The sequence below is a fragment of the Streptomyces sp. MspMP-M5 genome (assembly GCF_000373585.1).
Lineage (GTDB): Bacteria > Actinomycetota > Actinomycetes > Streptomycetales > Streptomycetaceae > Streptomyces.
Genome location: NZ_KB891881.1, coordinates 20274 through 31735, shown reverse-complemented (window position 1 = coordinate 31735; position 11462 = coordinate 20274). Strand labels below are relative to the sequence as shown.

9 protein-coding genes and 1 pseudogene are annotated in these 11462 nt (G+C 71.6%); 5 read left to right on the top strand and 5 right to left on the bottom strand.

The annotated features are described in order from the left end of the window. The first annotated feature begins 97 nt into the window (after positions 1-97). On the top strand, positions 98-1441 hold the full coding sequence (locus tag B073_RS45190; RefSeq protein ID WP_051093976.1) for an NAD(P)/FAD-dependent oxidoreductase: 1344 nt from the start codon (positions 98-100) through the stop codon (positions 1439-1441). A 237-nt stretch (positions 1442-1678) separates the two neighbouring features. Here the strand turns inward: B073_RS45190 and B073_RS0110690 are convergent, their stop codons facing one another. Beyond that, a complete protein-coding gene (locus B073_RS0110690; protein ID WP_018538088.1) occupies positions 1679-3349 on the bottom strand; it encodes an APC family permease in 1671 nt (556 codons plus the stop codon). Between the two features lie 560 nt (positions 3350-3909). On the opposite strand from B073_RS0110690, the gene B073_RS0110685 reads away from it, so the two are divergent. Genes B073_RS0110685 through B073_RS0110675 form a run of 3 tightly spaced genes read left to right on the top strand, consistent with a single transcriptional unit; the run spans position 3910 to position 6514 of the window. Next, complete coding sequence (locus B073_RS0110685; RefSeq protein WP_018538087.1) at positions 3910-5112, top strand: molybdopterin-dependent oxidoreductase; 1203 nt, start codon at positions 3910-3912, stop codon at positions 5110-5112. Between the two features lie 41 nt (positions 5113-5153). After that, positions 5154-5741, top strand: coding sequence for a hypothetical protein (locus tag B073_RS39650; RefSeq protein WP_018538086.1), 588 nt, complete (start codon positions 5154-5156; stop codon positions 5739-5741). Positions 5742-5791: 50 nt separating this feature from the next. Then, a complete protein-coding gene (locus tag B073_RS0110675) occupies positions 5792-6514 on the top strand; it encodes a class I SAM-dependent methyltransferase (protein ID WP_018538085.1) in 723 nt (240 codons plus the stop codon). A gap of 155 nt (positions 6515-6669) precedes the next feature. Here the strand turns inward: B073_RS0110675 and B073_RS45185 are convergent, their stop codons facing one another. The 4 genes and pseudogenes from B073_RS45185 to B073_RS47725 all read right to left on the bottom strand — a co-directional run. Beyond that, positions 6670-8130, bottom strand: coding sequence for a hypothetical protein (locus B073_RS45185; protein ID WP_106731821.1), 1461 nt, complete (start codon positions 8128-8130; stop codon positions 6670-6672). Next, positions 8127-8789 carry a TIGR04282 family arsenosugar biosynthesis glycosyltransferase gene (locus tag B073_RS0110665; protein WP_018538083.1) on the bottom strand — a complete coding sequence of 221 codons (663 nt, stop codon included), beginning with the start codon at positions 8787-8789 and terminating at the stop codon, positions 8127-8129. The genes B073_RS45185 and B073_RS0110665 overlap by 4 nt, the downstream gene beginning before the upstream one ends. Positions 8790-8866: 77 nt before the next feature. Continuing rightward, positions 8867-9541 carry a glycosyltransferase family 2 protein gene (locus B073_RS47730; protein WP_420706434.1) on the bottom strand — a complete coding sequence of 225 codons (675 nt, stop codon included), beginning with the start codon at positions 9539-9541 and terminating at the stop codon, positions 8867-8869. A 156-nt stretch (positions 9542-9697) separates the two neighbouring features. Then, positions 9698-10774: pseudogene (locus tag B073_RS47725) on the bottom strand (NAD-dependent epimerase/dehydratase family protein); the annotation flags it as partial. A 252-nt stretch (positions 10775-11026) separates the two neighbouring features. Between B073_RS47725 and B073_RS39640 the strand changes: the two are divergent. Next, positions 11027-11455, top strand: a complete 429-nt coding sequence (locus B073_RS39640) for a hypothetical protein (protein ID WP_018538081.1) — start codon at positions 11027-11029, stop codon at positions 11453-11455. Positions 11456-11462 lie beyond the last annotated feature (7 nt).

Sequence of the window (11462 nt, the reverse complement as noted above, 5' to 3'; positions counted from 1 at the left end):
CTTACTCCTTCGGAATACCCGGAAGCGGATCGGGGCAGGAAAGGGCCCTGGAGCAGCGGGGGTTCGACCCACAGCAGGGAGAGGGAGCAGCATGCCTATGGGTACTGACGTTCGGCACGCCGTGGTGATCGGGGCGGGTCTGGCGGGGCTTGCAGCCGCACGTGTCCTGGCCGACAGTTTCGAGGCCGTCACCGTCATCGAACGCGACACGCTTCCGAGCGCGTCCGGGCCCCGGTCCGGAGTGCCGCAGGGGCACCATGTCCACGGCCTTCTGGCCCTGGGAGCGAAGGTGTTCGAGGGTTACTTCCCCGGGCTGCGGACGGAGCTGGAACAGGCCGGTGCGCCGGTGTGGGACTGGGGTGAGGGCCTCTGTGCCGTGTTGCCCAACGGCATCCCGCAGCCTACGCCGATGGGGATGCCGATCCAGACGTTCTCCCGGCCCCTCCTGGAGCATGTTCTCCGCCGGCGGGTGACGGCGTTGGCGCCCGTCACGTTGCGGGACGGACTGGCCGTCACCAGCCTGCGCACGGCCGGTCCCGGCAAGGTCACCGGGGTGCGCGTCAAGGACGGCGACGGTGCGGACGAGATCGTCGCGGATCTCGTCGTGGACGCCTCGGGGCGCTCCTCCCACCTGCCGCAATGGCTGGCCGCCCTCGGTCTGCCCAGCCCTCGTACGACGACCGTGGATGCCCAGGTCGGCTACGCCTCACGTACCTACGCCTACCCGGAGGGTCAGACCTCGCCCTCGTGGATGGGTTTGCTGCAACCCCTGCGGGCCCCCGACTTCCACAAGGGCTGCTACGCGATCCAGATCGAGAACAACGCCCTCCACGTCACCCTGCACGGAGCCGGCGGCACCCAACTCCCCCATAGTGACGAGGATTTCCTCGCCTACGCCAAGTCCCTGCCCGGCCCCATCGCCGACACCATCGCCTCCCTCACCCCCACCTCCGCCGTGCGCCGCTACGCCCGTACGGTCAACCGCAAGATCGCCTACCACCGCCTTGCCCGCTGGCCCGAAGGGCTGATCGCTCTGGGGGACGCGGTGTGCACCTTCAACCCCGCCTACGGGCAGGGCATGACGGTCGCCGCCCTCGAAGCCCGTCTCCTGGAGCAGACGCTCCGCAGCCGGCGCGCCCGTACCCCCCTGGACGGACAGGATTTCCAGAAGCGGCTGGCCCGCGTGACCGCCTCCTCCTGGCTGATGGCGACCATCCCCGACCGTGCCTGGGAAACTTCGCGGCCTGCGTGGGCCAAGGCCGGCAACTGGTTCATGAACCGTCTGGTCGACACCGTCCCCCACGACCCGAAGGTGTACACGACCTTCTCCAGCCTCTTCCATATGACCGCCGGGCCCCTGACACTGGCCGATCCACGGCTCTTGTCCCGCGTCCTCGTCGGCCCTCGCACAGGCAGCAGCGCGCCCGTGACGGCGGCCTGAATCCGCAACCTCGGCACGGCGGGGTGTGGCACGGCGTGGCTTGGCTTGGCCGCCCACGCGATGGCCCTCGACATCCGGCACGCGTCGGCGGCAAGGGCGCGTACCAGGCCACCAAGGGTGCAACGGTCACTCCGGCCCCATGAGCACCGGCCTCGAAGCGACCGTGGAAACAGACAGCCGTCAGAACCGGCCGTGGTCGGTTCTGACGGCTGTCCGAGCCGTGCCGTGCCTGCCGTCTCAGGAGGCGACGGCCTCGCGTTCCCCGGACCGCTGGCCGGGCAGGACGGTCGGCTCCGACCCCGGCTCGGGCTCGCCGGTGCGGACGACGGGGTCGGGGTCCGTCAGGCCCGCGCGATGGGCCTGGATGCCGGCGCGTACCGCCCAGAAGTAGAAGCCGAGAGCCGATATGCCGACCACGGCCACATCCACACCACCCGGCAGGACGCCATGGCCACCGAACTCCTTGCCGCCCAGCGCCGACAGCACCGACAGCCACAGCAGGAACCCGATGAGCCACCAGGCCGCGGCGAACTGCCGGGCGAGATTCCGCTCGCCCCGGCGGCGCAGCACCAGCGCCGCGATCGGCACGGAGACCAACACGAGGAGGGTCACCTTGCCGGTGTTGGGCCACTTCGACCAGTACAGGGCGCAGGCCGCGAAGGCGAAGGTGATCGGGCAGAGCACCGAGGCGGCCGGCAGGCGGAACGGCCGCGGCAGGTCCGGCTTGGTCCGGCGCAGGACGCCCACCGCGATGGGGCCGATCAGGTACGAGACGACCATGGCGGCCGAGACGACACTGGCCAGGGCCTCCCAGCTGTGGCCGATGGTGAGCAGCAGGAGCACGGAGACGCCGAGGTTGAGCCACATCGCGGGGCGAGCGGTGCCGTAGCGGGGATGCACCTCGGCGATCTTCTTGGGGAAGAAGCCGGTCTCGGCCAGGTTCTGCGCCAGGTACGAGGCCGAGGCCACATTGGCGATGTTGGCGCCACTGGGCGAGATGAAGGCGCCGAACTGGAGCAGGGTGACGACCCAGTGCAGCATCAGGAGCTTGGCCAGGTCGGCGAAGGGGGAGGCGAAGTTGATCCCCTGCCATCCGCCTGCCTCGGCGAGCTTCTCCGGCGGGACCGCGCCGAGGAAGGCGATCTGCAGCGCGAGGTAGATCACCAGGCCCAGGGCGAGCGCGCCGACCAGCGCGAGCGGGATGGAGCGGCCCGGGTTCCGGGCGGCGCCGCCGAGGTTGACGACGGCCTGGAAGCCGTTGAAGGCGAAGACGACGCCCGAGGTGGTGACGGCCGTCAGCACGGCGGACCAACCGTTGGGGGCGAATCCTCCGTGGTCGGTGAAGTTGCCGGTGTGGAAGCCGGAGGCGATCAGGGCGGCGACCGCGAGCACCGGGATGGCGAACTTCACCAGGGTCAGCACCGTGTTGGCCCGGGCCAGCAGCGCGACCGACCAGTAGCAGGCGAACCACAGGGCGAAGGTGAGGACCAGGGCCATCACCATGCCGGAGGCCGTGAGGCTGCCGTCGGCGACGAGCCCCTTGGCCCAGCCGAAGTTCCAGGACGCCATGTACTGGGTGCCTGCGATGGACTCGATCGGGATCAGGGAGGCGATCGCGATCCACACCGCCCAGCCGCTGACGAAGCCGAGCACCGGCCCGTGGGAGATCGAACCAAAGCGCGCCATGGCGCCGGGGAGCGGGTAGGCGGCCCCGACCTCCGCGTACGACATGGCGATCATGCCGATGAAGACGGCCCCGATCACCCAGGCGACCAGCGCCGCGGGGCCTGCGACCTGTGCGGCCTGGCCGGCTCCGAAGAGCCATCCGGAGCCGAAGATGGACCCCAGCCCGATCATGATCAGGGCGAAGAGACTGAGGTTCTTTTTACTGGCCGCGCTCATGTCCATGGCGGGCTACGTCCGTTCTGCTGTGCGAAGTGATCCGCACACACCCTAATTGAACTTTTTCGCAATTCGTTCGTGCGTCGAATCGCCGGCCCATTATCGATCGATTATCGATCAAATAGCCAAACGCGCAGCTCGCGCGCCAGCGGCTGGCTCCGCCCCGCCGGCATTGGGTGCGACCCGCCCCACTCCTCCACCGCTCCGAAGTCCTCAGGCCGAAAGGGTTCATAAAAGGTCACCTTGGGCTGTTATGTGCGATATGCCACATACGGTGATCGTGCGTGGCGGTCACGGTGCGCGGGCCGCCGGAAGGGATGGATGTGGAGGGTAGGGACCGCGGCGATGAGTCACGCCGCCCCGAGCGCCACGAGCCGGACGCGACAGCGGGCGGCAAGGCCGGCGGCCCGGCGGGAGATGGTCGGCCGCGCCAGGACCGGCCCGCACGCAAACGGCGGCGTGCCGGCGCTCCTCGTCGCCTGGCCGCGCTCCTGAGCGCTCCCCCGCCGGGCCCTGCGCGCCCGGATTTCTGGCGCAGCCCGTTGCGGGGTCCGTGGCTGACGTCGGTGTTCGGGTTGATCTTGCTGATCGGTATCACCGTGATGTTCGTGACCGGGCTGCTGTCCTACGCCGCGTACAACCCGGATCTGGCGCCGGGCAACGACCACACGCCGGACAAGGGCTGGTTGGGTTTCTATCTCTTCGCCTGGCCGACCCGGCCGTACTGGCTCTACCGGCTCACCCAGGGAGTCCACGTCACCCTGGGCGTGGTGCTCGTCCCCGTCCTGCTGGCGAAGCTGTGGTCGGTCATCCCGAAGCTGTTCGGGTGGCCACCGCTGCGGTCCCCGCGCCACGCGCTGGAGCGGCTCTCGCTGCTGCTGCTCGTGGGCGGCGTACTGTTCGAGTTCGTCACGGGCGTGCTCAACATCCAGCTGCACTACATCTTCCCCGGGTCCTTCTACACCCTGCACTTCTACGGTGCCTGGGTCTTCATCGGCGCCTTCGTCGTACACGTCGTCTTCCGCATCCCCACCATGGTCACGGCGTTGCGCAGCCGCCGCTGGCGCAGTGAACTGCGTACCCCAGTCACGCGTACCAGGCCCGAACCGCCGGACGACACCGGACTGGTGACCCCCGACCCCGCACCGCCCACGACGTCCCGCCGTGGCGCGCTCGGCATGGTGGGCGCCGGGTCGCTGGTACTGCTCATCGTGACTGCTGGTCAGAGCATCGGCGGAGCCCTCCGCAGGACCGCGCTGCTGGCTCCGCACGGGCAGGAACCGGGCGCGGGACCCAACGGCTTCCAGATCAACAAGACCGCCGCGGCGCTCGGCATCCGCGCCCGCGACATCGGGCCTGACTGGCGCCTCGTCGTACGCGGCCCCGGCCGGGAACGGAGCTTCACCCGGGAGCAGGTACTGGCCCTGCCGCAGCACACGGCCGCCCTGCCGATCGCCTGCGTGGAAGGCTGGTCCACCGACGACCAGCACTGGAGGGGCGTACGGCTGTCCGACCTGGCGGCCCTGGTGGGGTTGCGGGAGAGCCCGCCCGGGGTCTTCGTCGAGTCCGCCCAGCGCTCCGGAGCCTTCCGCTCCACCCACCTGCGCGACAACCAGGTCCGGGATCCCAGGTCACTGCTGGCTCTGCGGGTCAACGGCGCGGACCTCTCGGTGGACCACGGCTATCCGGCGCGGATCATCGTCCCCGCCAACCCCGGTGTGCACAACACGAAATGGGTCACCCGCCTCACCTTCGGAGCACCGCGATGAAGGGCCGCGGGAGGGCCCGGGGGAAAGGAACGGCCAGGGGCATGCTCAGGGGCAAGTCCAAGCGCATGGCCAAGCGCATGGCCAAGGGGCTGGCCGAGGGCATCCGGGCACGCTACGGCGGTTCTCTCGCGCATCTCGTCCTGGTCTTGTGCTCCTTCGCCCTGACCGGGTACGCCGGGCTCCGGTTGCTGCAGGGGGACACGCTCGGCGTCGTCGTCTGGTTCGTCGGCGCGGCGCTCCTGCACGACCTGGTCTTCCTCCCCCTCTACACCGTCACCGACCGTGCGGTGCAACGCCTGTTTCGGAAGCGCCGGATCAGGGGCACGGCAAGCCGCTCCCGTCCCGTGGCAGGCCGCATCAACTATGTCCGGGTGCCCGCCTGTCTGGCGCTTCTGCTGCTCCTCGTCTGGTACCCGCTCGTCCTCGGCCGGGTCCCGGGCTTCAGCGGCTACACCGGCCTGCCGGCCGACGTTTTCTGGGGGCGCTGGCTGCTGATCACCGCCGTTCTCTTCGCGCTCTCCGCGGCATGCCTGTTGGTGGCGGTGTGGCGCGCGCGGCCGCGCCGTCCGGCGGTGCGCGAAGCCCGGCTGAAGGGGCCCGGACGAACGAACCCCGACGAACCTCGATGAAACTCGATGAACCTCCGTGAATGTGCCGGCCGCAGTGGAGCCCGGATCCGATGAGCACCGACGAACAGGCACCGGAGCCCGGCGCAGCTCCCCGCGCCCGGCACGAGGACCCCTATGCCCATGCGCTCGCCGAAGGCCGCGGTCCCCTGTACATGCGCTGTACGGATGGCGGGATCCTGCTGTCGGAGGTGGACCGTTGGTGTGCCGCACCGGACTCCGCAGACGTCAGCGTCCTGCGACGCTGCCATGGCGCGGTCCTCGACATCGGCTGTGGGCCGGGGCGTTTGGTCAGCGCCCTCCGCGCACGCGGCCATGTCGCGCTCGGCATCGACATCAGTCACGCGGCTGTTGCGCGGACCGAGCACACCGGGGGTATCGCGCTGTGCCGGTCCGTCTTCGACAGACTGCCGGGTGAGGGGCTGTGGAACACCGCTCTGCTCATGGACGGCAACATCGGCATCGGCGGCGACCCTCGGGCACTGCTGGCGCGCATCGGATCGCTTGTGGCCCCCTACGGAATGCTGCTGGTGGAAGCGGCTCCCGACGATGTCGACGAACGGCTGGACGTGCGCTTCGACGACGGCCGCGGCCACCTGGGCAGCCCCTTCCCGTGGGCCCGCGTCGGCCTCCCCGCGCTGCGCCGCAAGGCGGCGGTCACCGGCTGGCAGACCGGCGATGACTGGACGCTCGACGACCGCCACTTCCTCGTACTGCGGCAACCTCGTGGCAGTGGCTCCGACCACGGTCCGGCGCCGGTCGGGAGGCCGCACTGAGGGAGGTGGCGGGGCGGAGGAGGGCGGCCGGGCGGAGGGGGGCCGAGCGGCGGTGAAGGGCGGCCGCATCGGACCGGTGCGCGGCTCGCCACCGTGCATGACCCACGTCCCCACGACCCATGACCCAAGGCCCTCGCCGGCCCGTCGAGCGATCGTCACCAGCCCGTCAGCAGAAGGTGGTTGACCAGCAGCGCGAGGACGGCCTGGCCGGCCAGCCATCTGCCGTGCATGCTGCGCGGCAGCAGCGCGCAGGCAGGCAGCAGCCAGATCGCGAAGGGCAGCCAGATGCGTTCGGTCTCCGCCTTGCTCATTCCGGACACGTCCGCGAGCAGCATCATGCAGAACGCCGCGCCGACCAGGACAGTCAGCGCGCCGCCCCCGCGGGGCGCCGCGCGCCGCATCCCCCGCACGGCCGGCCCCAGTCGCGCGGACGCACGGACCAACCCCGCGACCGTCGCCAGTCCCACCGTCACGACCTGGGCGGCCAGGTTGGCCCAGACGAAATAGGCGTACGGGCGCACCTTCGCAGCACCCTGGTAGTACCGCTCGACGAGAGTCGTATAGCCCTCGGGCCACCAGAATCCCAGGGCGGTGAAGCCCACGGCCCAAGGCAGCACCCCCGCCACCACATACGGCAGGGGGCGGGCGGAGCGGGCGAGGAGGAGAACAGCGGCGCCCAGCACGACCAGGACGGTCAGGCCGTAGGAGAGGTACCAGGCAAGCCCCAGCAGCAGCCCGGCCCCCAGGGCCGCCAGGCGGGGCACCCGGGTGGTGCGGGTGGCCGCCAGTGCGAGCAGAGCGATGGCCCAGGCAGCGACGCCGGCGAAGTAGCCGTCGGCGCTGACGCCGATCCACACCGCCGCGGGGGCCAGTACCAGGAACGGCGCTGCCAACCGCGCCAGGCGCTCACCGCTCAGCACCCGCAGTGTCACCATGACCGCAACCACGCCGGACGACCCGATGGTGATGCACCAGGCCGCCGCCCAGGCACCTCCGCCCAGCCCGATCCGGTCCAGGCCGACGAACGTCAGCAGTGCGCCAGGCGGGTGTCCGGCCACATGCGCGGGCCAGTTGTGCGGTGAGTCGGCCAGGATGTGGTGGGTGAAGTCCCTCAGGAAGGCGGGCACTTCACGTACGTCGGCGACGGATTGCAGGTACTCCATACTGCTGGTGAGCCGTCCGGCGACCCCTCGCTGCCAGCCATCCACGAGTGCCAGGGACCATGTCCAGGCCATCGACACGCTCCAGACGGCCGGCACCAGCGCCCGCCACGGCAGACGCTGCGCGATGCGTGGGCCGTGGACGACCACGAGGGCGGCGACCACGAGGGCGGCCGGCGTACCGGGGCCGAGGTGCGGCAGCCACGACGCGTACAGCGGCGGCCACCCCAGTCGCAGAATGCCCTCGGTCCCGTAGACGGTGCGGTTGACGGCGTTCCCGACAACCACCGCGAGCACGAACAGCACCACCGCGGCCGCCACCGCCCAAAGGTCGCGGCCGCCCGCCCGCTTCCGCACAGACACGTTCGGCGGAGCACCGTCGGCCAGCGGCCCGGCCTGTTCGCCGTCCTCCCCCACGCACCCGCGGGCCTGGCGGCGGGCGGGGTGGGGACTCATCGGCTGCCCACCGGACGCAGCCTGGCCAGGGTGGCGGCGAACCGGCCGCCGGGTGCGTCGGCCGCGACCCGGTCGGCGTCCTCCGCGGTGTCGACGTCGCGCAGCGGAGGCAGATCCCGCACCCGCAGCCCGGCGGCGGTCAGTCTGGCGCGCTGCGCGGCGCCGGTGTGGGCGGTGGACATGGGGACGCCGCGCAGCAGCCCGGGCTCGGGGCAGCCCAGGCCGAGCGCCCAGAATCCGCCGTCCTCGGCCGCCCCGAACCAGGCGTCGCAGTCGTCCCAGGCACCGATGTCCAGTGCTGGGGCGAGGAGTTGGGGCGTGACCTGAGGGGTGTCCATGCCGATGAGCAGCGTCGGTCCGGTGCTCTCGGCGAAGGCCGCGGCAAGCCGCTCGTCGAGGCCGCCGGTGCCCTGCGGCCGAACGTCGAAACCGGTTGGCAACCAGCTGCCCGGCCGCCCGTCGAGGACCAGCACCCGCCGCCGCGCAGGCATCGCGCCAACGGCCCGCAGCGTGTCGCACAACGCCGCTTCGGCCAACTGGGCGGCCTCGTGCGGCGCGTAGGGCGGCGTCAGTCGGGTCTTGACCCGACCCGGCACCGGTTCCTTGGCGATGACCAGGACCGTCGTGGGGCCGGTCGAGCCGGTCGGGCCGCTTGGCACGGCCGGATCGTGCGATCCTCGCAGACCCTGTGCATGCGGCGGAAGTTGTGCGTCCGACGGAAATTGTGGAGCCCCGGTCATCGCGCCACCGTCTCCTGTACTCGTGCCGTCAGCGGCGGCTGGTTGAGGACGCCGCGCATATCGCGGACGGCGTGCCAGGTGCCGCGCCAGGTGCCGGTGACCTTCGAGCGGCCGGTACGCGGCCGGTAGGGCACGTCCCGCTCCTCGATGCGCCAGCCGGCGTCGGCGGCGCGGACGACCATCTGCAACGGATAGCCACTGCGACGGTCCGTCAGATCCAGGCCGAGCAACGCGGCGCGTCGGGCGGCACGGAGCGGGCCCAGGTCGTGCAGCCGCAGACCGGTGCGCCGGCGCAGCATCCGCGCCAGGACCAGGTTGCCGGCCCGGGCATGCGGCGGCCAGGCACCACGGCCCTGCGGGCGGCGGCGGCCCAGCACGAGGTCGCTCTCCCCGTCGCGTACGGCGCGCACGAACGGGTCGAGCAGCGCCGGGTCCAGCGAGGCGTCGCAGTCGCAGAAGCAGACGATGTCGGCCTCGGCGGCGAGCAGTCCGGCGTGGCAGGCGGCGCCGAAGCCGCGCCGCGGTTCGTGGACGACGGTGGCGCCGAGGCCACGGGCGATCTCGGCGGAGCCGTCGGTCGAGCCGTTGTCGACGACGATGGCCCGCCAGCCGTCCGGGATGCGCGCCAGCACCCACGGCAGTGCGGCGGCCTCGTTCAGGCAGGGCAGCACGACGTCCACCGAGGCGGGCCGGGGACCGCCGCGAGCAGCTCTCTCCGCCGCCGGGCCGATGTCAGACCCGGCCGCGTCCGCCCCCGTCCCGTCCCGCGTCGCCTGCCCCGCACCCCGCTCCGCGCCCGGCCCCGTGCCCTTCCGCGGCAGCTCCCGCGTCCCCTCCCGCGGCCGTTCCCGGTTCCCCTCCCGCATCCCCTCCCGGGCGAACTCCGCCATCCCTTCGGCGAATCCGGTCTCCGCCCGCCACCCCAGTTCCTCGGCGATCCGCTGCGAGGAGGCGGTGATGTGCCGGACATCGCCGAGGCGGTACTCCCCCGTCACCACCGGCTCCGGCCCGCCGTACGCCTCGGCCAGCGTGCGCGCCATCGCGCCGACGGTGTGCGGTTGCCCACTGCCGGCGTTGTAGGCGGTCAGCGTCCCTTCCACCCGTTCCGGGAGCGCCTCCAACGCGACGACGTTCGCCCCCGCGATGTCCCGGACGTGGACGAAGTCCCGCCGCTGACCGCCGTCTTCATAGACGGTGGGTGACTCGCCACGGGCCAGCGCCGAACGGAAGAACGACGCCACCCCCGCGTACGGGGTGTCACGCGGCATGCCCGGCCCGTAGACGTTGTGGTAGCGCAGTACGACGGCCCGGCCGCCGGTGGCCCTGGCCCAGGAGGCGGCAAGGTGCTCCTGGGCGAGCTTGGTCGCCGCGTACACATTGCGCGGATCGACGGGCGCGTCCTCGCGGACCAGGCCGGGCAGCAACGTGGCACCGCAGCGCGGGCAGTCCGGCTCGAACCGCCCGGCTGCCAGCTCGGCGACCGCCCGCGGACCCGGCCGCACGGGGCCGTGGGAGGGGCAGCTGTAGTGCCCCTCCCCATAGACCACCATCGATCCGGCCAGCACCAGCCGACGCACGCCTGCCTCGGCCATGGCCGCCAGCAGTACGGCCGTCCCCAGGTCGTTGCAGCCGACATAGTCGGGCGCGTCCGCGAAGTCCTTGCCCAGGCCCACCATCGCCGCCTGGTGGCAGACCGCGTCGACGCCGACGAGGGCCGTCTCGACGGCCGCCCGATCGCGTACGTCCCCGACGACCCGGTCCGCCCCGGAGTGCGGCGGCGGGGGCTCCGGATGGGCCGAAGGCAGCAGTGCGTCGAACACGACGGGTTCATGGCCCCGCCTGAGAAGCGCCTCGACGACCTGCGATCCGATGAATCCGGCACCGCCGGTAACCAGTACTCGCATGCCGATCACGCTAAGCCTGGTGCCGCGTTCCGACGTGCACCACGACGCTCACGTCATGACTTCGTAAGACCCGGCCTCCGCCAGTCGGGTCGTTACGCGGGGCTCGACCCGTGCGCCACGCCGTCGCCACCGACCCGGCTCCCGCTCCGAGTCTGGTAGGCAACGGTTGCCGAGCCGTAATCGGAGCCGTTCGCCGCCGCTGACCCGACGCTGGGCCGGCCCCTCGCACCACGACCAGGAGCTGTCGAGCCGATGGCACATCTGACGATCAGGGAGGACCAGCTCCTCCTCCGCCTGACGTGGCCCGAGAAGGCGGCCGCCCGACGCTTCCGGATCCTCGTGCCGCTCTCCGCGGTGCGCACCGTGATGATCGAACCGGATTGGTGGCGCGCCCTGCGCGGGAGACGCGGACGAGGCGTCTGGGTGCCCGAAGTGTTCTGCGTCGGCGTACGCCGGCACTCGGCCGGCAAGGATTTCGTCGCCGTACGACCCGACGGCCCCGTGCTCTGCATCGGGCTACCCCCGTCGTCCCCTTTCAGCCTTCTCGTCGTCTCCGTACCGGATCCCGATGCCACCGCGCGCTGTCTGCGCGACGCCGCACCGAACCTCGTCCCCGCCGCCGGCGGCGGACTGTGGCGCTCGCTCCCCGTACCCGAGGAAGCACCGAAAACGAGAGACTGATCGGCCC

Coding starts and splice junctions, on each gene's coding strand:
- B073_RS45190 (WP_051093976.1), top strand. CDS start 98: ATGGGTACTGACGTTCGGCACGCCGTGGTGATCGGGGCGGGTCTGGCG.
- B073_RS39640 (WP_018538081.1), top strand. CDS start 11,027: ATGGCACATCTGACGATCAGGGAGGACCAGCTCCTCCTCCGCCTGACG.
- B073_RS39650 (WP_018538086.1), top strand. CDS start 5,154: ATGCTCAGGGGCAAGTCCAAGCGCATGGCCAAGCGCATGGCCAAGGGG.
- B073_RS0110690 (WP_018538088.1), bottom strand. CDS start 3,349: ATGGACATGAGCGCGGCCAGTAAAAAGAACCTCAGTCTCTTCGCCCTG.
- B073_RS45185 (WP_106731821.1), bottom strand. CDS start 8,130: ATGAGTCCCCACCCCGCCCGCCGCCAGGCCCGCGGGTGCGTGGGGGAG.
- B073_RS0110675 (WP_018538085.1), top strand. CDS start 5,792: ATGAGCACCGACGAACAGGCACCGGAGCCCGGCGCAGCTCCCCGCGCC.